At 69.1% G+C, this 19,125-nt stretch carries 17 protein-coding genes and 1 pseudogene; 10 read left to right on the top strand and 8 right to left on the bottom strand.

Annotated features, from left to right (window positions below; all coding sequences use genetic code 11):
- Positions 1 to 46 precede the first annotated feature (46 nt).
- Genes LQD00_RS22010 through LQD00_RS22020 form a run of 3 tightly spaced genes read left to right on the top strand, consistent with a single transcriptional unit; the run spans position 47 to position 3,469 of the window.
- Positions 47 to 2,008: a flavin-containing monooxygenase gene (locus tag LQD00_RS22010; RefSeq protein WP_232719406.1), complete on the top strand. Its 1,962-nt coding sequence runs from the start codon at positions 47 to 49 to the stop codon at positions 2,006 to 2,008.
- A 37-nt stretch (positions 2,009 to 2,045) separates the two neighbouring features.
- Positions 2,046 to 2,888: a sulfurtransferase gene (locus LQD00_RS22015; protein ID WP_232719407.1), complete on the top strand. Its 843-nt coding sequence runs from the start codon at positions 2,046 to 2,048 to the stop codon at positions 2,886 to 2,888.
- Positions 2,885 to 3,469, top strand: coding sequence for a GNAT family N-acetyltransferase (locus LQD00_RS22020; protein ID WP_232719408.1), 585 nt, complete (start codon positions 2,885 to 2,887; stop codon positions 3,467 to 3,469). Before LQD00_RS22015 ends, LQD00_RS22020 begins: the two co-directional genes overlap by 4 nt.
- A gap of 124 nt (positions 3,470 to 3,593) precedes the next feature.
- Here LQD00_RS22020 and zapE read toward each other — a convergent pair whose 3' ends face one another.
- The gene (zapE, locus tag LQD00_RS22025; protein ID WP_232719409.1) at positions 3,594 to 4,607 is read right to left on the bottom strand and encodes a cell division protein ZapE; all 1,014 of its coding nucleotides are present in this window, start codon (positions 4,605 to 4,607) and stop codon (positions 3,594 to 3,596) included.
- A gap of 35 nt (positions 4,608 to 4,642) precedes the next feature.
- Between zapE and LQD00_RS22030 the strand changes: the two genes are divergently transcribed.
- The 4 genes from LQD00_RS22030 to msrB all read left to right on the top strand — a co-directional run bounded on the left by LQD00_RS22030 (position 4,643) and on the right by msrB (position 8,940).
- On the top strand, positions 4,643 to 5,461 hold the full coding sequence (locus LQD00_RS22030; RefSeq protein WP_232719410.1) for a pyrimidine reductase family protein: 819 nt from the start codon (positions 4,643 to 4,645) through the stop codon (positions 5,459 to 5,461).
- A gap of 59 nt (positions 5,462 to 5,520) precedes the next feature.
- Positions 5,521 to 7,089, top strand: coding sequence for an alpha/beta hydrolase (locus tag LQD00_RS22035; protein ID WP_232719411.1), 1,569 nt, complete (start codon positions 5,521 to 5,523; stop codon positions 7,087 to 7,089).
- Between the two features lie 71 nt (positions 7,090 to 7,160).
- A complete protein-coding gene (locus LQD00_RS22040) occupies positions 7,161 to 8,429 on the top strand; it encodes a glycosyltransferase family 87 protein (RefSeq protein WP_232719412.1) in 1,269 nt (422 codons plus the stop codon).
- Between the two features lie 85 nt (positions 8,430 to 8,514).
- Complete coding sequence (msrB, locus tag LQD00_RS22045; protein WP_182372123.1) at positions 8,515 to 8,940, top strand: peptide-methionine (R)-S-oxide reductase MsrB; 426 nt, start codon at positions 8,515 to 8,517, stop codon at positions 8,938 to 8,940.
- Positions 8,941 to 8,977: 37 nt separating this feature from the next.
- On the opposite strand, the gene LQD00_RS22050 is transcribed toward msrB, so the two are convergent.
- From LQD00_RS22050 to hemE, 5 genes are all read right to left on the bottom strand, one after another.
- Positions 8,978 to 9,487 (bottom strand): hypothetical protein, encoded by a 510-nt coding sequence (locus tag LQD00_RS22050; protein ID WP_232719413.1) that lies wholly within the window; start codon positions 9,485 to 9,487, stop codon positions 8,978 to 8,980.
- A 216-nt stretch (positions 9,488 to 9,703) separates the two neighbouring features.
- Positions 9,704 to 10,003, bottom strand: coding sequence for a hypothetical protein (locus LQD00_RS22055; RefSeq protein ID WP_232719414.1), 300 nt, complete (start codon positions 10,001 to 10,003; stop codon positions 9,704 to 9,706).
- A 174-nt stretch (positions 10,004 to 10,177) separates the two neighbouring features.
- Positions 10,178 to 10,873, bottom strand: coding sequence for a hydrogen peroxide-dependent heme synthase (gene hemQ, locus LQD00_RS22060; RefSeq protein WP_232719415.1), 696 nt, complete (start codon positions 10,871 to 10,873; stop codon positions 10,178 to 10,180).
- A gap of 38 nt (positions 10,874 to 10,911) precedes the next feature.
- Positions 10,912 to 12,309 (bottom strand): FAD-dependent oxidoreductase, encoded by a 1,398-nt coding sequence (locus LQD00_RS22065; protein ID WP_232719416.1) that lies wholly within the window; start codon positions 12,307 to 12,309, stop codon positions 10,912 to 10,914.
- On the bottom strand, positions 12,309 to 13,370 hold the full coding sequence (gene hemE / locus LQD00_RS22070) for a uroporphyrinogen decarboxylase (protein WP_232719417.1): 1,062 nt from the start codon (positions 13,368 to 13,370) through the stop codon (positions 12,309 to 12,311). The genes LQD00_RS22065 and hemE overlap by 1 nt, the downstream gene beginning before the upstream one ends.
- Before the next feature lie 143 nt (positions 13,371 to 13,513).
- Between hemE and LQD00_RS22075 the strand changes: the two genes are divergently transcribed.
- The 3 genes from LQD00_RS22075 (at position 13,514) to LQD00_RS22085 (ending at position 15,952) form a co-directional block, all read left to right on the top strand.
- Positions 13,514 to 14,149, top strand: coding sequence for a DUF3000 domain-containing protein (locus LQD00_RS22075; protein WP_232719418.1), 636 nt, complete (start codon positions 13,514 to 13,516; stop codon positions 14,147 to 14,149).
- A gap of 5 nt (positions 14,150 to 14,154) precedes the next feature.
- Positions 14,155 to 15,444: an HRDC domain-containing protein gene (locus LQD00_RS22080; protein WP_232719419.1), complete on the top strand. Its 1,290-nt coding sequence runs from the start codon at positions 14,155 to 14,157 to the stop codon at positions 15,442 to 15,444.
- A gap of 79 nt (positions 15,445 to 15,523) precedes the next feature.
- A complete protein-coding gene (locus LQD00_RS22085; protein WP_232719420.1) occupies positions 15,524 to 15,952 on the top strand; it encodes a type II toxin-antitoxin system Rv0910 family toxin in 429 nt (142 codons plus the stop codon).
- 2 nt (positions 15,953 to 15,954) lie between these two features.
- Here the strand turns inward: LQD00_RS22085 and LQD00_RS22090 are convergent.
- Positions 15,955 to 17,062, bottom strand: a pseudogene (locus LQD00_RS22090) (carboxylate-amine ligase).
- Between the two features lie 14 nt (positions 17,063 to 17,076).
- Positions 17,077 to 19,035, bottom strand: coding sequence for a 1-deoxy-D-xylulose-5-phosphate synthase (dxs, locus tag LQD00_RS22095; RefSeq protein ID WP_232719421.1), 1,959 nt, complete (start codon positions 19,033 to 19,035; stop codon positions 17,077 to 17,079).
- Between the last annotated feature and the right edge of the window lie 90 nt (positions 19,036 to 19,125).

Raw genomic sequence — 19,125 nt, forward strand, 5'->3', positions numbered from 1 at the left:
TTTCCCAGTGTTGACGAACTGGGACTAACAGTGGTTAGTTGCAACCATGACTTCAGTTTCCCTGCGCCCGGAGACGCGTCCGGCCCCCTCGGAGATCCGGACCGCGGTCGACGCGGGCAACATCCCGACGCTGCTCGCCGTGCTGGTGGAGATGACCGGCGATCGCCGCTGGCTGGCCGATCGCTACCGTCCGACCCGTAGCCGCGGCATGGACGACAACTCGACCGGTGGCCTGCCCGAGGACGTGCAGGCCGAGATCCGCGACGCGGTCGTCGATGCCCTCGAAGACTGGTACGAGCAGGGGTCACCGGCACGGGTGCCGGCCGACGAGGATCTCGTCGCCACACTGATGTCCTTCACCGCCGGCGAACCGGTGGCACCGGAGTTCGCGCCGATGATGAGCGAGATCGTGCGCGGTGACCTGCGCGACTCCCACCTGCCGGAACTGCCCGACGACCTCGGTTCGACGATGAACGCCCTGGTCATCGGCGCCGGCGTGGCCGGGATGCTGATCTCCACGCAGCTCGCCGAGGCCGGCATCGAGCACACCGTGCTGGAGAAGAACGACGAGGTCGGCGGCTCCTGGTACGAGAACCAGTACCCGGGCGCCGGCGTCGACACCCCGAGCTACCTGTACTCGATCTCCTCCTTCGACCATGATTGGTCCACCCACTTCGGCAAGCGCGACGAGGTCCAGGGCTACCTGCAGGCCTTCGCCGACCGTCACGCGGTGCGCGACCGCGTCCGGTTCAGCACCGAGGTCCTCTCGGCCGCCTACGATTCCGACGCCCAACAGTGGGTGGTGCGGGTCCGCGACCGGGACGGGAACGAGAGCACCCTCACCTCGCGCATCCTCATCAGCGCGGTCGGCATCCTCAACCGGCCCAAACTCCCCCAACTCGCCGGCATGGACACCTTCACCGGCCGGATGTTCCACTCCGCCCACTGGCCCACCGAACTCGACGAGCCCGGCGCCCTGGCCGGCAAGCGCGTCGCCATCGTCGGCTCCGGCGCGTCGGCGATGCAGATCGGGCCGGCCATCGTCGACAAGGTCGGGTCGCTGACGGTCTTCCAGCGGTCGCCGCAGTGGATCGCCCCCAACGACGACTACTTCGCGCCGGTCGGCGACAACGTGCACTGGCTGATGAACAACCTGCCCGGGTACCGGGAGTGGTACCGCGCACGGCTGTCCTGGACCTTCAACGACAAGGTCCACTCGACTCTGCACGTCGACCCCGAATGGCCCGAACCCACCGCGTCGATCAACGCCGCGAACCACGGCCACCGCGAGTTCTACCTGCGGTACATGCGTGCCGAGCTCGGCGACCGCGACGATCTCGTCGAGCTGTCGACGCCGGACTATCCGCCCTTCGGCAAGCGAATGCTGTTGGACAACGGCTGGTTCCGCATGTTGCGGCAGCCGAACGTGGAGCTGGTGGGCCACGGCGTGGACTCCGTCACCGAGACCGGGCTCGTCGACTCCACCGGCCGGGCACACGACTTCGACATCATCGTCTTCGCGACCGGCTTCCACAGCGACCGCTACCTGTACCCGATGGACGTCGTCGGCCGCAGCGGCAAGACGACGGTCGAGGCCTGGGGCGATCACGACGCGTACGCCTACCTCGGCATCACCGCGCCGGACTTCCCCAACCTGTTCATCCTCACCGGTCCCAACACCGCGCTCGGACACGGGGGCAGCTTCATCAGCATCCTCGAATACCAGGTGCGCTACGTCTGCGACGCCATCCGCGCCATGATCGAGCGCCGCCTCGGCGCTCTCGAGGTGCGTCGTGACGTCACCGATGAGTACAACGATGCCGTCGACCGCGCGCACACACGCATGGTGTGGACGCATCCCGCGATGACCAACTGGTATCGCAACCCCGACGGGCGGGTCGTGGCCGTGCTGCCGTGGCGGATCGTCGACTACTGGGCGAAGACCCGACACGTCGATCTCGCCGACTTCCACACCGAACCCATCACGGCGGAACCGCTCGATCCCTGAGAACCGGCGTGGCGGCTGCCGGACTACCGTGTCAGGCATGACCTCCGCACCTCTGATCACCCCGAACGAACTGCAGAAGCGCCTCGGTGAGGGGCGCCTGCGCATCGTCGACGCGACGGTTCACCTGAGCTTCGACGCCGACGGTGCGCACGTCGCCTCCGGTCGTGACACCTACCTCCAGGGTCACCTGCCGGGCGCGGTGTTCCTCGACCAGATCACCGAGTTGTCCGATCCGAACGGCGAGGCCCCGTTCGCGGCGGCGTCGTCGGAGAAGTTCGCCGCGGCGGTCGGCGCGGCCGGGATCGGCGACGACTCGACCGTCGTCGTCTACGACACGGTCAACGGCATCTGGGCAACCCGCCTGTGGTGGCAGTTCGGCCTCGAGGGTTTCGACGACGTCGTCGTCCTCGACGGCGGGTACGGCGCCTGGGTGGCGGCGGGGCTCCCGACGGAGACCGGTGAATCGACCTATCCGGCATCGACTTTCACCGCGCAGCGCCGACCGGAACGGATCTTCTCGACCGACGAGGTGGTCGCGGCCACCGCGGATTCGTCGGTGCTGCTGGTCAACGCTCTCGACCGGGAGTCGTTCGCCGGCGGACACATCCCGAGCAGCGTCAATGTCCCGTTCGGCGAACTCGTCGACGAGTCCGGGTCACTGAAGCCGCTCGAGGAACTGCGCGGACTGTTCGCCGACGCGGGCGCCCTCGACCCGTCGGTACGACCGGTCACCTACTGCGGTGGCGGGATCGCCGCCACGGCAGCGGCATTCGCTCTGAAGGCACTCGGCCGCGATGACGTCGCGGTGTACGACGGGTCGATGAACGCCTGGACCGCGGACCCGGATCGTCCACTGTCGTCGGCCGATTCGCGGTCGTGACGTCGACTCGTCCCGCGGTGAGCGTCGAGCTCGTCACCGATCCCGAGCGGGCGGCATCGGTGGCCGAGGTCGCCGGCGCGACCTTTCCCCTGGCGTGCCCGCCGCATGCCGCCACCGAGGACATCGCGCAGTTCATCGCGACCAACCTCGGTGAAAGGAACTTCCGCTGGTACATCGCCGACCCGGACGCCGACGTGCTCGTCGCCCGGGACGGCGCCGGCGGTCCGATCATCGGGTACGCGCTGGTGCTGCACGGCGATCCAACGAACCCCGTTGTCGCCGAACTCGTCCCGGAGCGACCGGCGAGCGAGGTGTCGAAGATGTACGTACTCCCCGACCATCATTCGCGTCCCGGTCTCAGCCCGTCTCGCGCTCTGATGGACGCGGCGCTCGATCGTGCCCGCGACCGTGGCAGCGTCGTCGTCTGGCTGGGCGTGAACCAGCTCAACGAACGGGCCCAGAAGTTCTACGCCAAAACCGGTTTCACGCGCGCCGGCGTGCGGACCTTCGACCTCGGCGGGAGTGTCGAACATGATTACGTGTTCACGCAGAAGCTGGAAAGCAGCTACCGTCGGCGCTGAAATCCGCCCCCGAAAAACGCCCCTGCGATCCGCCCTCCACAGCTGGGCCAATGACACTATGTCGGTGGCCCCGCTCCATCGGGTGGTTTCCAGGGGCGCTTTTCAGCGCAGGCCGCAGAAACCCTCAGGCAGCCGATTCGGCGAACCGCGACAGGGCCAGCAGACGCGAGGTCGCGCGCAGGTACTTCTTGCGGTAGCCGCCCGCGAGCATCTCGTCGGTGAAGATCTCGTCGAGCTTGGCGCCGGACACCGTCACCGGGACGTGCGCGTCGTAAAGGCGGTCGGCGAGCACCACGAGACGCAGCGCCACCGACTGGTCCTTGGCGGGGTGGACGCCTGTGATGCACACCAGCGAGACGCCGTCGACGAGGTCCTTGTACTTCGACGGATGCAGCGTGCTCAGGTGATCGCACAGCGCGTCGAACTCGTCGAGGGTCGCACCCTCGGTGGAGTCGGCGATGTCGACCAGCTCGGACTCGGTGCGCGGGTCCGGGGCCGGCGGCAGGTCGCGGTGACGGTAGTCGGGGCCGTCGACGCGGATCGTCTCGAACACCGCCGAGAGCTTGCGGATCTCGCGCAGGAAGTCCTGGGCCGCGAACCGGCCCTCGCCGAGCTGGCCGGGCAGGGTGTTCGAGGTGGCGACCACCGACACACCCTTCGCCGTCAGCTCGGTGAGCAGGCGCGACACGAGCATCGTGTCGCCGGGATCGTCGAGTTCGAACTCGTCGATGCAGAGGACGGTGTGCTTCGAGAGGCGCTCGACGGCATTGACGAAGCCCAGCGCGCCGACCACGTGGGTGACCTCGACGAAGGTCGCGAATGACTTCGGCTCGGGCATGGAGTGGTAGATCGAGGCCAGGAGGTGGGTCTTGCCGACACCGAACCCGCCGTCGAGGTACAGGCCGATCCCCTGCGCGGGCGCCTTGCGGGAGAACAGGCCCTTCTTCCCGGAGCGGGCCTTGGAGGCCCGGGCGACGAAGTCGCGCGCCTTGGCGACCGCCTCGGCCTGCGACGGCTCCTTCGGATCGGGGATGTAGGAGTCGAAGCTCACGTCGTCGAAGGTCGACGGAGGCACCATCTCATCGATGAGTGCGTCCGGCGAGGTCGCAGGGTTGCGATCGCAAAGTCGGGCCGCCATGTGTGGAGAGTAGCGATCTCCGGAAGTATGGATGCATGTTCCACCTGCAGAAAGCGACCCAGGTCACATCCGCGGAGTCCGGCGAGAAGGGGAACGAGACACTGCTCGGCCTGGCCGAGCACTACCGCTATCCACCGCGGCCGTCAGAGGGGCCCGGCGCCGCGGCCCCCTTCGTCCGGGCCAACATGATCGCCTCGATCGATGGCGCGGCCACCCACGACGGGAAGTCGGGCGGACTCGGCGGCGACGGGGACAAGACCGTCTTCCGGGTCCTGCGCGGACTCGCCGACGTCATCCTCGTCGGCGCCGGGACGGCGACGACCGAGGGGTATCGCCAGCCGCGACCCGACTCCGCGTTCGCCGACCTCCGGGAAGCGAACGGACAGGCGCCCGCGCCCGCGCTCGCCTTGGTGTCGCGGTCGCTCTCGATCCCGCCGGACTACCCGCCGCTGAGCCACCCCGACACCGTCGTACTCACCTGCGCGTCGGCCCCCGCAGAGCGCCGCACCGCACTCGTCGACGCCGGCGCCACCCTGATCGACTGCTGCGAGGACGCCGTCGACACCTCTGCCCTGATCGATGCCTGCGGCGAGCGAGGTTGGCCGCGGGTGCTCTGCGAGGGCGGCCCGAGCCTGCTCGGTTCGATCATCGCCGCCGACCTGCTCGATGAACTGTGCCTCACGACCAGCCCTCATCTGGCCGGTGGGGATGCCGGCCGCATCGCCGTGCAGGTCGGCGACGGGAAAGACGAGTCCGCCGCACTCAAGGGGATGTCACCGGCCGCGATCATCACCGACGACGACGGTTACGTCTTCACGCGCTGGCTGCGTCACGGTCGATCGTCCATCCACTGACCGATCCGAACGGATCACCGCACGGCCGTCACCGGTCGTCGTTGACTACGCTCGCGGACATGCGAAGAGCGCACGCCGTCACGGCAGTCCTGGGTGTGATCGTCGCGATCGGAGTGTCGTCGTGCGCCGTGGGCCCCGACCGCGGTCCCGAACTCATCCCCGGTGGCGGCGGCGGTCAGGGTCCGGCACCCTCGTCGTCCGCGCCGCCCCCGGCGCCGGCGCTCGCCGTGCCGAAGGCCGACCTCGAGTGGTCGGACTGCGCGGCAGGGACCGCCGGACGCTACGGCATCGCCCGCCCGGCCGGGGTGACCGTCGAATGCGCGGAGTTCGACTCCCCCGTCGACCGGAACAAGCCCGACGGCGAGGTCGTACGCATCGCGGCTACCCGGGCCCGCACCGCCGCGACACCCGCCGACGCCCCGCCGCTCGTCCTCACCTCGGGATCGGATCTCCCGTCGTCCCGCACGCTGATGGTGATGTCGTCCGGGCCGGGCCGGGCCTTTCTCGACGCCCACCCGGTGGTGGCCGTCGACCATCGCGGCATCCCCCAGAGCGGGGACCTCGACTGCATGACCAGGCTCGAGCGGAGCACGATCGCCGACAACGGACTCACCGCACGCGGGACCAGCACGCAGGCCCGCATCTCCCGGCTCGCCTCGGCTGCATCGTCGGCCTCGGACGGCTGCACCGAGACCCTGACGCCGTACCAGCTCAACTTCGGGGCGCAGTTCGCCGCCGCGGACCTCGAGACCCTCCGGCAGCGCTGGGGCGTCGAACACCTGGGTCTCATCGGTGTCGGTGAGGGCTCCGACGTCGTCCTGGCGTACTCCTCCCTCTACGGCGGCCGCGCGGGACGCATCATCCTCGACACCCCGACGCCGTTCGGCGCGAACGCCCGCGATCGGGCACACCTTCGCGCTCAGGGTGTCCAGACCGCGCTGCAGGGATTCGCGCAGCGATGCTCGACGCTCGACGGGTGCACCCTCGGCACCAACGGGGTACGGGTGATGACCGGCCTCCTCACCAAGGCCAAGGACGGACGTCTCGACGGACTGTCGGACACCACCGCTCTCAACGCCATCACCACGACACTCGCGCTCGCCTCCGATCGCCCCGAGTCGCTGCTCGATCTGTCCCGCGCGATCACCGCCGCCGACCGCGGCGACACCGGCGCGCTCGTCCGGCTCGCCGACCGGGCCGCGGCCCTGCGGACGACCGACGGCGCCCTGGTGTCGCGGTGCAACGACGTCACCGGCCCGGTGGGCCAGAACGAGATCCCCGGACTCGTCGAGGCCTGGACCAAGCAGAGTCCCCTGACCGGCTCCGACAGCGCCCTGTCATTGGTGCGCTGCAACGGCTGGGCCTCGGGCAGCGCGGTCCGCCCGCCGTCGTCCCTGCCCGCCGACCCGCTGGTCCTCAACGGCACCCGGGACCCGGTGAACGGTGGCGACGGCGCGAACACCCTCGTCCCGCTGTTCATGAACGCCGGGGCCGAGCCCGTCACCGTCAGCTGGGACGGGCTGGGCTTCTCGGTCCTGGGTCGCAGCGCCTGCGCCGCCCAGGTGGCGGTCGAATACGTGAAGAAGACTCCCCTCGGCGGGCCCACCCAGCGCGGCTGCCCCGCCTGAGCCGAGGCGGATCGGTGCTGGCCCGGAGGGTTCTGCGGAGCGTCGGAGGCCACCCGTAGTACGGTGCGCGGGTGGCGAATCTCGACAGGTATCTCTATCCCCAGATGAGTGCGCAGCGGATCATCCCGATGATCCTGTGGCCGATCAGCCTGTTCATGGTCGTGCACCGCTCGTTGTTCCTGGGTGTCAACGGCGACCGCACCGACGACTTCAAGCCGGTGTACGCCGCCGCCTACAACTTCCTGAACAACCTGCCGGTCTACGGCGAGAACTACGGCACGGTCGACCCGCATTACCTGTACCCGCCGTCGGGCACGCTGCTGATGGCACCGGTCGCGGTCATCGACTACGAACGCGCGCGGTGGGCGTTCATCGCGGTCAGCGTCGTGGTCCTGCTCGTCTGCGCCTACCTGCTGACCCGGATGTTCGGGTACGCCCTGAACTCGTGGGTCATGCCGACGGTGCTGTTCGTCTTCTTCTTCACCGAGACCGTCTCGCACACACTGATCTTCACCAACTTCAACTCGTTCGTGCTGCTGGGCATGATCGCCTTCCTGATGCTGATGCGGTCGCGGCACGACTGGTGGGCGGGCGTCCCGATGGGCCTGACGCTGTCGGTGAAGCCCGTTCTGGCGCCGCTGATGCTGCTGCCGCTGCTCAACCGGCAGTGGCGCGTGTTCGCCTTCGCCATCGTGGTCCCGCTCGTGCTGACCGCGATCGCCTGGCCGATGTCGGTGGACGCCGACGCCTTCATCAGCCGGACGGTCCCCTACCTGGGCGAGGCCCGCGACTACTACAACAGCTCGATCGCGGGCAACGGCGCCTACTTCGGCGTCGCGCCGTGGCTGGTGCTGCTGCTGCGCGTCGCCTTCGTGCTGATGGCCGCATTCTCGCTGTGGTTCCTGTACCGCTACTACCGCAAGACCAACGAGCTCCTCTGGCTCGCGACGTCGTCGGGTGTGCTACTGGGCACCACCTTCCTCGTCGGCTCACTGGGCCAGGGCTACTACTCGATGCTGCTCTTCCCACTGCTGATGACGGTGCTCCTACCCGGATCGGCGATGCGCAACTGGCCGGCCTGGCTCGGCGTATACGGCTGCATGACCTTCGACAGCTTCTACTCGCAACGCTGGACAGCCTTCGGCTGGATGGTCGAGTACAACAAGGTGACCTGGGGATGGTCGCTGCTGATGATCGCCGTGTTCTGCTCGCTGCTGTTCCGCTGGCTCGACATGCGGTCCGACGGCGTCGCCGGCGAGGACGTGGTGATGCGATCGGAGCACGACGCTCCCCCGACGCCGACGACGAAGTCCGACGACGAGCTGTCGCTGTCGAAGTAGCGTCGGCTCTGTCCGCGCTACTGAGTTGCATGCCGCGCTCCGCGCTCCTGAGTTGCATGCCGCGCTCCGCGCTAACGTGGAACCCATGACCGACAGCAAGCCCGACACCGAGAACCTCGCGAACCTCACCGACGAGGAGTGGAAGCAGCGCCTCACCCCGGCCGAGTACCGGGTACTGCGCCAGGCCGGCACCGAAGCACCCTTCACCGGTGAGTACACCGACACCAAGACGGTCGGCGTCTACCGCTGCCGGGCGTGCGACACGGAATTGTTCCGCAGCGAGCAGAAGTTCGAATCGCATTGCGGCTGGCCGTCGTTCTTCTCCCCGCTCGCCGGAGACAAGATCATCGAGGTCGAGGACAACTCACTCGGCATGAAGCGGGTCGAGGTGCTCTGCGCGAACTGCAAGAGCCACCTGGGCCATGTGTTCGCCGGTGAGGGCTACGACACCCCCACCGACCTGCGCTACTGCATCAACTCGATCAGCCTGAAGCTCGAGCCGGCCGAATGATGCAGTAGCACAAGGGGGCCGAAGGGAGGGATCAGGACTAGCCGTTCTGTTCCTTCTCCTCCTTCTCCTTCTGTTCCTTCTCCTCCTTCTCCTTCTGTTCCTGCTCTTCCTTTTCCTTCTGCTCGCGCTCTTCCTTCTCCTTCTGTTCCCGCTCCTTCTGCTCCCGCTCCTTCTGCTCCCGCTCCTCCTTCTCCTTCTGCGCCTTCTCTTCCTTCTCCTTGTCCGGGTCCTTCTCCTCGGGCTGCGGGACCTCGATCTGGTTCTCGTCCACCGGCCCGTCGGTCGGCTCCTCTTCCGGCGCCGCGACAGCCGGGGTCGTGTCGAGCAGCGTGTGCTCGAACGAAGCGGGGTCGGAGGCGCCGTCGTTGCCGCCGCCTCCGTACTCACCGGGCGCCGTGGAGATGACGTCGGGAGCGCACGGGGCGAGCTTCCCGTTGGGTAGAAGCATCTGGCACGGTTGGGCGTTCGCGGTCGCGACGCCACCGGCGAGGGCGGCCGAGAAGACCAACGCTGCGAGGAGGCGGGCCGCGGGGACGATATGGGTCATCGGGGGTTCCTTCACGTCGAGTAGAACGTCGTTGCATCCCTTGTGAGACAAAGCTCACATTCCATGTCATAACAGAGTCGGCAGGCGAATTGTCCGTTTTTCGTCTGCTGGAGTGACATGGGTCGAATGACCAAGTCGCTTGTGCCACAACGAAATAAAGAAAAGAAGCACCCGCGGTGTCCGCGGGTGCCTCTACCGGAGACGGTCGTTCAGACGTCACTTCACGGCCGGCGGCTCACTCTCGACGGGCTCTTCTTCCGCGGGTTCCTCCGCGGCGGCCGGCGGAGTCGTGTCCACCAGCGTGTGCTCGAACGACGCCGGCTCGGATGCTGGATCGTTGCCGCCGCCCGGGTCGTCGGGAGAGTGCGAGACCACCCCCGGCGCACACGGGGCGAACTGCCCGTTGCCGATGTCGATCAGACAGGGCTCGGCGTCGGCGATCGCGACGCCTCCGGCCAGTGCTGTCGAGAACAGGAAGGCCGCGAGCACGCGTGCGGCAGGGACGATACGGAGCATCGTGAGGGTTCCTCCACGTCGAGTCAGGATGTTGCGTCGCCTCGGGTGAGACGAAGCTCACATTCCGCCCTGACGTGCTGCTACGCAGCGGATCGGCCCGGTTTCATCCGATGGACCGAACAGACAGGGGCACCCGCGATGGCCGCGGATGCCCCTGGGGGGGATGTTCTGGGATCAGGGAAGCGCGTCGATGAGCGCAGGGACCTCGACGCGCGGTCCGGTGAAGAACGGCGTCTCCTCACGGACGTGCATGCGGGCCTCGGTGGCGCGCAGGTCACGCATCAGGTCGACGATGCGATGCAGTTCTGGTGCCTCGAAGGCGAGCAGCCACTCGTAGTCACCGAGGGCGAACGACGACACCGTGTTGGCGCGGACATCCTTGTACTCGCGGGCGGCCTTGCCGTGGTCGGCGAGCATCTTGCGACGATCCTCGTCGGGCAGCAGGTACCACTCGTAGGACCGCACGAACGGGTACACGCAGATGTAGTTGCCCGCTTCCTCACCGGCGAGGAACGCCGGGATGTGGCTCTTGTTGAACTCTGCGGGCCGGTGCAGCGCCACATTGCTCCACACCGGGTTGCAGGCGCGGCCGAGGACGGTCTCGCGACGGAACTTCGCGTAGGCGGCCTGGATGGACTCGACGTCGGCGGCATGCCACCAGATCATGAAATCGGCGTCGGCGCGGAGGCCCGAAACGTCGTACACGCCGCGGACCACGACACCGGTGTCCTCGAGGGACTTGAAGAAGTCGGCGGCATCCGACTTGGCCTGGTCCCGGTCGGTGCCGAGCTCGCCGGGGCGGACGGCGAACACCGAGAACATCAGGTAGCGGATCGTGGAGTTGAGTTCTGCGTAATCCAAGCGGGCCATGACTGACATGTTGCCACCGCCTCCGGTGGGACGAACAGTCAGGTCAGGTCGGTCAGCAGAGCCGATACGGCGCGTCCGGCCTGGCCGATGCAGGCCGGGACACCGACCCCCGCATACGACGACCCGGCGAGTGCGAGCCGACGCGGCCGGGACGCGGCCACCTGCGCCATCGTGGCGAGATGTCCGGGGCCGTAGACCGGCAGCCCGTTGGTCCAGCGCTGCACGTAGGTGTCGACGACGTTCGGCGACGCGGGTACCACGCCGGCGGCCCGGCACACCTCGTCGAGATCCTCCAGCGCCTCGCGGGTCAGCCGGTCGTCGACGCCGGGTTCGACGTCCGCGTCGGGAACCGGTGCGCCGAACCGGCCGAACGACGCGCGCACCGAGACCGGCACGTCGTCGTGCGAGAGATGTCCCCACTTCTGCGAGCTGAGCGTGAATGCCTTGGCGCGCAGGCTCTCCCCCGTCCCGACGAGAACGCCGGAGTGGTCGGGCACCGGCGTGCCGGGGGCGAGTGCGATCGACACCACCACCGATGACGCGCCGCGGACCGTGCGCAGCGGGGTGGCGAAGTCGGGCAGGGAGCCGCGCAGGAGGTGGCCGGCCTGCCAAGCCGGGATGGCCAGGATGACGCCGTCGTAGTCGCGGGCATCGCCGGCGACGTCCAACGACCAGCCGCCTGCGGTGGGCGCCAGACCCCGGACATACGCGCCGAGCTCGGGTTCGACGGCGGCAGCGGATCGGAGTGCGTCGAGCAGCACCCGGTAGCCACCGACGAGGGTGCCGAACACAGGTCCCGTGCCGGTGGCGTCGGCGACGAGACCGGAGACGGCCGCGGTCAGGTTGGGCGCACCGGCATCGAGTCGTGCCGCGAGCGCGGGGAGCGCCTCACGCAGCCCGATGTCGCCGGCGAGGCTCGAGTAGACACCGCCCAGCATGGGGTCGACGCTGCGGGCGACCACGGACGCGCCGAAACGGTCGGCGACGAGGTCTCCGACCGTCGGGTCCGCGGACGGGTCCCAATGCCAGGGGCGCTGCGTCTCGGTGCGGAGACGTTCCAGGTCGGCGGGGTCGACGACCTCGGCGACCGCCTCGGGGGTCGCGGGGATACCCATGAGCGCCGGGGCCGGCAGTGGGTGCAGGCCGCCTCCGGACCACACGGACGGGCGTCGGCCGGTCGGTGACACGACCCGGTCCCCCAGGCCGAGCTCGTTGACCAGGCCCAGCGCTTCGGGTCGTCGGACGATGAACGCCTCGGCCCCCACGTCGACGGACTGGCCGCCGACCGTCGCGGTGTGCAGGACACCCCCGAGCCGTTCGCCGGCTTCGAGCACGTCGATCTGCGCGTCGGCGCCGAGCGCGCCACGCAGCCGGTACGCGGCTGTCAGGCCGGAGACACCTCCGCCGACGACCGCGATCCGGAGCCGAGGTGCCATCAGAGGCTGTGGATGAGCTCGACGGCGCGGGTGAGGACGTCCGGGTCGGTGCCCGGCAGGACCCCGTGACCGAGGTTGAAGATGTGGCCGATGGCGCCGGCCGCGATCGCCCGGTCGCCGTCGGCGACCACGCGGCGGATCTCGGTGTCGACGACCTCGGGTCCCGCGAAGAGCAGGGTCGGGTCGAGGTTGCCCTGGACGGCCTTGCCCGGTCCGACGCGGCGGACGGCCTCGTCGAGCGGCACCCGCCAGTCGACGCCGATGACGTCGGCCCCGACATGGGCCATGGGTGCCAGCAGTTCACCGGTGCCCACGCCGAAGTGGATGCGCGGGACGCCGTAGCCGGCGACCTCGGCGAGGACGCGGGCGCTGTGCGGTGCCACGAAACGCTGGTAGTCGGCAGCGGAGAGCATGCCGGCCCAGGAGTCGAACAGCTGGACGGCGTCGACACCGGCGTCGAGCTGGACCTTCAGGAAGGCGATGGTGATGTCGGCCAGGCGGGCCATCAGCTCGGTCCAGGTCTCCGGGTCGCCGTGCATCATCGCCTTGGTGCGTTCGTAGTTGCGGCTCGGCCCGCCCTCGATGAGGTACGACGCGAGGGTGAACGGCGCGCCGGCGAAACCGATCAGCGCGGTGTCGCCGAGTTCGGCGAGCAGCAGTTCGATGGCGTGGGAGATCGCGCCGACCGAGGCGGGTTCGAGGCGCGGGATGCGGGAGACGGCGTCGGCCGACCGCACGGGTTCGGCGATCACCGGACCGGTGCCTGCGACGATGTCGAGGTCGATACCCGCGGCCTTGAGCGGGACGACGATGTCGGAGAACAGGATCGCGGCGTCGACGTCGTGCCGGCGCACCGGCTGCATGGTGATCTCACACACCAGCTCGGCGTCGAAGCAGGATTCGAGCATGCCATGGTTCGCACGGATCGCGCGGTACTCGGGCAGCGAACGGCCCGCCTGCCGCATGAACCACACCGGACGGCGTGACGGGGTCCCACCCGTGGCCGCGGCGACGAGCGGCAGGTGCGACCGATGGACCCGGGTACCAGTTACGTTCGACATCACCGCTTACTCTGCCATGTTCGGCGATCTGACCTGCCCCGGCCTGCCCGGTTCGACACTTCTGGGTCTGCGTCCCCATTTCTGGGGCCGGTGACTCGGCGCGCCTCCGCCGCTGCCAGGCACGACACACCTACGGTCGAACGGTGACTTCCTCGGGAGCTCCGGACGAGCCTGCTGATTTCCGCGCGGCGGTGGAGTCGCTGCATGCTGCCCGCGTCCGCCGTGAGATCGAGGTCGGACCCATCCGCCCGCCGCAGCGGCTCGCGCCGTACAGCTATGCGGTCGGCGCCGAGGTGCGCCCGCCGGACGACCCCGACGTCGTCCCCACCGATTCTCAGGGCACCGCGTTCGGACGACTCATCCTGCTGTACGACCCGGCCGGCCAGGACGCCTGGAACGGGACGATCCGCCTCGTCGCCTACCTGCAGGCCGAGGTCGAGGCCGCCCTGGCGATGGATCCGCTGCTGCCCGAGGTCGCGTGGAGCTGGCTGTCCGACGCCCTCGGCGTGCCGGTCGGCGAGAGCAGCACCCCCGCCTCCCCCAACGGCACCGCACACCGCATCGAGGTGACCGCACTGGGCGGTACCGTCACGTCGACGACGTCGGTGCGCTACGGCGACATCGCCGGACCCCCGCGCGCCCACCAGCTTGAGGTCCGGGCGTCGTGGACCGCGCTGACCGCCGAGGGCCTCAACGGCCATCTCGAGGCGTTCTGTGAGGTGCTGGCGTCGGCTGCCGGTCTCCCGCCGGCAGGCGTGACCCAACTCGGCCCGACGTGAGCACCGTGGACACACCACCCGAGAACAAGTCCGAGAACAACGCCCCCGAGGACGAGGCCCCCGAGGTCGAGCCGCTGCTGGCCCCCGCCGGGGGTGTCCCGCCGGTGTTGTCGACCGCTGCGGAGTTCGCCGACGCCGCGGAAGCGCTAGCGGCCGGCGAGGGCCCCATCGCCGTCGACACCGAACGCGCCTCGGGCTACCGCTACTCCCAGCGTGCCTACCTGATCCAGATCAAACGACGCGGCTCCGGCAGCTTCCTGCTCGACCCGATCGCCGATCCCGAGGCGCTCGCTCCCGTGATCGACGCACTGCGCGGACCCGAATGGGTGCTGCACGCCGCCGACCAGGATCTCCCCTGCCTGCGCGAACTCGGGTTCGAATGCGTCGAGCTGTACGACACCGAGCTCGCCGGGCGTCTGCTCGGCCTGGCGAAGGTGAACCTCGCTGCGATGGTCGCCCAGTTCCTCGGCCTCGGCCTGCTCAAGGGTCACGGCGCGGCGGACTGGTCACGGCGGCCGCTCCCCGACGACTGGCTGAACTACGCCGCGCTCGACGTCGAGGTGCTCGTCGAACTCCGGGACGCGATGGACGCGGCACTGGCCGAGTCCGGCAAGGATGGCTGGGCCCGCGAGGAATTCGCCTACGTCCTGTCGCGCCCGCCGGCCCCGCCGCGCACCGACCGCTGGCGCAAGACCTCCAACATCCACACCGTGAAGTCGGCTCGTGCCCTGGCCGCCGTCCGCGAATTGTGGACGGCGCGTGAGGAACTGGCGGAACGCCGGGACGTCGCCCCGGGCCGTGTACTGCCCGACACCGCGATCGTCAACGCCGCGACCGTCGACCCGAAATCGAACAATGAACTGACCCGCCTGCCGATCTTCGGCGGCCCCCGCCAGCGTCGGCAGGCCGGCATCTGGCTGAGCGCCCTTCAGCGGGCCCGCGAGCTCCCCGACAGCGAACTGCCGGCACGCAAGACCAACGGCCCCGGATTACCCCCGGTGAGCCGTTGGGAACAGCGCAACCCTGAGGCCGCGGCGCGGATGCAGAAGGTCCGCCCCGCGCTCAAAGACGTCGCCGAGAGCCACCACCTCCCCGTGGAGAACCTCCTCGCCCCGGACGTCGTCCGCCAGCTGTGCTGGGACGGACTGACCGAACCGGTGACCGCCGAGGCCGTGGACGCGCACCTCACCGCCGCCGGGGCCCGTCCGTGGCAGCGGCGGCTCACCGTGGACGCGTTGACCGAGGCACTGGGTGAGGTCGGGACCGAGACGACCGACACCACACCGTCGGAGTAGCCCTGCTCCGAGTTGGGTAAGAGACCTTCCGACAGGCACGACCTCGCAACAGGCACGACCACACGGAATGGAGCACTCAGTGGCCACAGTCTCCGTCGGCATCGACTCGGACCTCGACCCGGGCGCGGCCTGGGCACTCGCCAGCAACCTCTCGCGATTCGACGAGTGGATGACCATCTTCGGCGGGTGGAAGTCCCCGGTCCACGACACGATCACCGAGGGGACGAAGGTCTCGTCGTTGATCAAGGTGAAGGGGTTCCGCAACGTCATCCACTGGACCGTCACCGATTACGACGAGCCGCGGATGATCGCGCTGTCCGGCACGGGCCGCGGTGGGATCAGCATCGACCTCGCGATGAAGGTCGACGAGATCGTCGACGGCTCGCACTTCGACCTGTCCGCCGAGATCTCCGGCGGCCTGCTCAACGGACCCGTCGGGCGCCTTGTCGCCAAGGTCCTTGAGTCCGATGTGCACAAGTCGATCTCGAACCTCGCCAACCTGCGCTGAACTCAGGCTGCGGTGTCGTGACGCAGCGTCGCCGCGCGGGTGACCGCATGCGAGGAATGCGTCTCTCGATAGATCCGCCGCTGACGTGACGCGCCGTTGCCCTCGTTCCACGTGCGCTGCAACGCCGCGTCGACCACGTCGCGCTCCCCCAACCGCTCCAGCGAGGGCGCGATCACGGTGACGAGCTGGGAGACGCGGGATCGGGCCGGCATCCGCACCCCGGTAACCGGGTCGAGCGCGTCGCCGTCGAGACCGTCGTGGGCGGCTTTCCAGTAAGCGGCCGTGAGGAGCAGCGGATCGATTGTCGCCGAAGCGGATTCGGCTCCGCGGGCCAGGTCGTCGAGGGCGGTCATCACCGCGGCGCGGACGATCGTGGCGAAGGTCGCGCTCTCGTCCACCCGGGTCTGCACGTCACCGACGCGGACCTCCACCGTCGGCAGGTGGTCCGAGGGCCGGGCGTCCCAGTAGAGCATGTGCGGGTCGAGGATCGCGCCGGTCGCCACCAGCAACTCCACCAGCTCGGCGAGATGAGCCGCCGACCGCACGTGCGGCGGCGGGCCCGCCGCAGGCCATCGCGACCACAACACCGACCGCCAGCTCGCGTGACCGGTGTCGGCGTCGCGGTAGATCGCGGAGTTGGCCGACAGCGCGAGCAGCGCGGGCAGCCACGGACGCAGCCAGTTGCACACCGCCACCGCGGTGTCCCGGTCGGGTACTCCGACGTGGACGTGGCAGCCGTTGATGCCCTGTTCGTGCGCGAGCATCCCGTAGCGTTCGGCCATCGCGCGATAGCGCGGGGTGTCGGTCACCGGGAACGACCCGGGCACCCGTGGCGGGAGCCCGCACGCGATGACGTCGGCGCCCACGTCGTCGGCGGCCGCCGCGACGATCCCGCGTAACCGCCGCAGATGGTCGCCGATCAACGGCGGAGTCCGAAGTGGGCGTGGCGATCTCGACCTGGCATGAGGTGAGTTCCAAGGTGAGGTCGAGTCCGCGCGCCGAGGCGGCCGCGGCGACCTCACGATTGCGTGCGACCGGTTGCGCCGTCTCGCGGTCGACGAGCACGAACTCCTCCTCGACACCCACCGTCGGCGGCGCCTGCCCGACCACGCGTACCCCTGGCGTCAGTCCTCGGCGCGACTCTGCGCGGGATCCGCGGGATTCTCGATGTGGCGTTCCAGTGCCGGACCGGCCTGCATCCCCGACACCGTCGCGGTGATCGAACGGGCGAGATCCTGCGCGGTCAGGCCGAGGTCGCCGAGAATCTCTCCGCGCGAGGCATGTTCGATGAACGCCTGCGGAATTCCCTTGATCTGCACCGGGACCGGTACCTCGGCCGCCGAGAGCGCCCCGGCGACAGCCGATCCCACGCCGCCGCTGACGCAGCCGTCCTCGAGGGTGACGACCAGGCGGTGACGACGCGCGACCTCGACCACCGAGGTCGGCACCGGCAGCACCCAGCGCGGGTCGACGACGGTGGCGTCGATGCCCTGCTGCGCGAGGCGTTCGGCGGTGTCGACTGCGAGGCTGCAGAAGGCGCCGACCGCGACGATGAGCACGTCACCGGACACCGGGCCGAGGTCGCGATCGCCGCGGTGCAGCACGTCGACCCCGTCGTCGAGTCGTTCGACCGCGCGGATGTCCTCGGGCACAGCACCTTTGGAGAAACGGAGGGCGGTCGGACCGTCGTCGATGCCGAGTGCCTCGTCGAACTCCTCGCGCAACCGGACCGCGTCACGCGGCGCGGCGACCCGAAGACCGGGGACCATCGCCGTGAGTGACAGGTCCCACATGCCGTGGTGACTGGGGCCGTCGGGTCCGGTGATCCCCGACCGGTCCAGGACGAGGGTCACCGGCTGCTTCAGCAGTGCGACGTCCATCAGGAGCTGGTCGAAGGCGCGGTTGAGGAAGGTCGAGTAGATGGCGACGACCGGGTGCAGGCCGCCGAGCGCGAGGCCGGCCGCCGAGGTCATCGCATGCTGTTCGGCGATACCGACGTCGAACATGCGGTCCGGGTAGCGCTCGCCGAACGGCGTGAGTCCAGTGGGGCCGGGCATGGCCGCGGTGATCGCGACGACGTCCGGGCGGTTGGCGCCGGCGTCGAGCAGCGCGGCCGAGAAGACCTTGGTCCAGTCCTGCGGTGCGACGCTGGTGGGCCGCCCGGTCACGGGGTCGATGATGCCGGTGGCGTGCATCTGGTCCGCGACGTGGTTCTCGGCGTGGGCATACCCCATGCCCTTGCGCGTGACGGTGTGCACGATGACCGGTCCGCCGAAATCGTGGGCGTGCCGCAGGGCCGACTCGACGGCGCTGATGTCGTGGCCGTCGACGGGGCCGACGTACTTCAGGCCGAGGTCGGTGAACATCGCCTGGGGTGCCAGCAGGTCCTTGAGACCACTCTTCATGCCGTGCAGGACCGCGTAGGCGGGTTCGCCGACCACGGGCATCTGCTTGACGACGCGGCGACTCTCGTCGAGGAACTTCTCGTAGCCGGGCTGCAGACGCAGACCGGACAGGTGGCTGGCGAGGCCGCCGATGGTCGGGGCATAGGACCGGCCGTTGTCGTTGACGACGATGACCACGGGCCGGTTGCAGGCTGCGATGTTGTTGATCGCCTCCCAGCACATGCCGCCGGTGAGGGCGCCGTCGCCGACAACCGCGACCACGGTGCGATCCTTCTGGCCGGTCAGCTCGAAGGACTTGGCCAGTCCGTCGGCGTAGGACAGAGCAGCCGAGGCGTGCGAGGACTCGACCCAGTCGTGTTCGGATTCGGCCCGCTCCTGGTAGCCGGTGAGGCCGCCGCGCTGGCGCAGGTGATCGAAGCCGTCTTTGCGGCCGGTCACGATCTTGTGGACGTAGCACTGGTGGCCGGTGTCGAAGAGGATCGGATCGTGCGGCGAGTCGAAGACACGGTGGATTCCGAGGGTCAGTTCGACCACACCGAGATTGGGTCCGAGATGACCGCCGGTCGCCGCCACCTTCTCGACCAGGAACGTCCGGATCTCGGAGGCGAGCGTCTCCATCTCGGCTTCCGACAGAGACCGCAGATCGGCCGGCGAGTTGATCCGGTCGAGCACAACCATCGTTTCCTCCATCACGTGACGCCCCGGGGAACCCGGTTCACATTTCCGGGAGAAAACCCCCGGCTCATAACCCGTCAGTCTACGGAAGCA

Origin of the sequence: Gordonia metallireducens (assembly GCF_021245825.1) — a bacterium.
Taxonomy (GTDB): Bacteria; Actinomycetota; Actinomycetes; order Mycobacteriales; family Mycobacteriaceae; genus Gordonia; species Gordonia namibiensis.

What these genes read in the sequence shown, in the direction of transcription:
- LQD00_RS22010 (WP_232719406.1), top strand. Translation starts at nt 47, where the DNA reads ATGACTTCAGTTTCCCTGCGCCCGGAGACGCGTCCGGCCCCCTCGGAG.
- LQD00_RS22015 (WP_232719407.1), top strand. Translation starts at nt 2,046, where the DNA reads ATGACCTCCGCACCTCTGATCACCCCGAACGAACTGCAGAAGCGCCTC.
- zapE (WP_232719409.1), bottom strand. Translation starts at nt 4,607, where the DNA reads ATGGCGGCCCGACTTTGCGATCGCAACCCTGCGACCTCGCCGGACGCA.
- LQD00_RS22030 (WP_232719410.1), top strand. Translation starts at nt 4,643, where the DNA reads ATGTTCCACCTGCAGAAAGCGACCCAGGTCACATCCGCGGAGTCCGGC.
- LQD00_RS22035 (WP_232719411.1), top strand. Translation starts at nt 5,521, where the DNA reads ATGCGAAGAGCGCACGCCGTCACGGCAGTCCTGGGTGTGATCGTCGCG.
- msrB (WP_182372123.1), top strand. Translation starts at nt 8,515, where the DNA reads ATGACCGACAGCAAGCCCGACACCGAGAACCTCGCGAACCTCACCGAC.
- LQD00_RS22050 (WP_232719413.1), bottom strand. Translation starts at nt 9,487, where the DNA reads ATGACCCATATCGTCCCCGCGGCCCGCCTCCTCGCAGCGTTGGTCTTC.
- LQD00_RS22055 (WP_232719414.1), bottom strand. Translation starts at nt 10,003, where the DNA reads ATGCTCCGTATCGTCCCTGCCGCACGCGTGCTCGCGGCCTTCCTGTTC.
- hemQ (WP_232719415.1), bottom strand. Translation starts at nt 10,873, where the DNA reads ATGGCCCGCTTGGATTACGCAGAACTCAACTCCACGATCCGCTACCTG.
- LQD00_RS22065 (WP_232719416.1), bottom strand. Translation starts at nt 12,309, where the DNA reads ATGGCACCTCGGCTCCGGATCGCGGTCGTCGGCGGAGGTGTCTCCGGC.
- hemE (WP_232719417.1), bottom strand. Translation starts at nt 13,370, where the DNA reads ATGTCGAACGTAACTGGTACCCGGGTCCATCGGTCGCACCTGCCGCTC.
- dxs (WP_232719421.1), bottom strand. Translation starts at nt 19,035, where the DNA reads ATGGTTGTGCTCGACCGGATCAACTCGCCGGCCGATCTGCGGTCTCTG.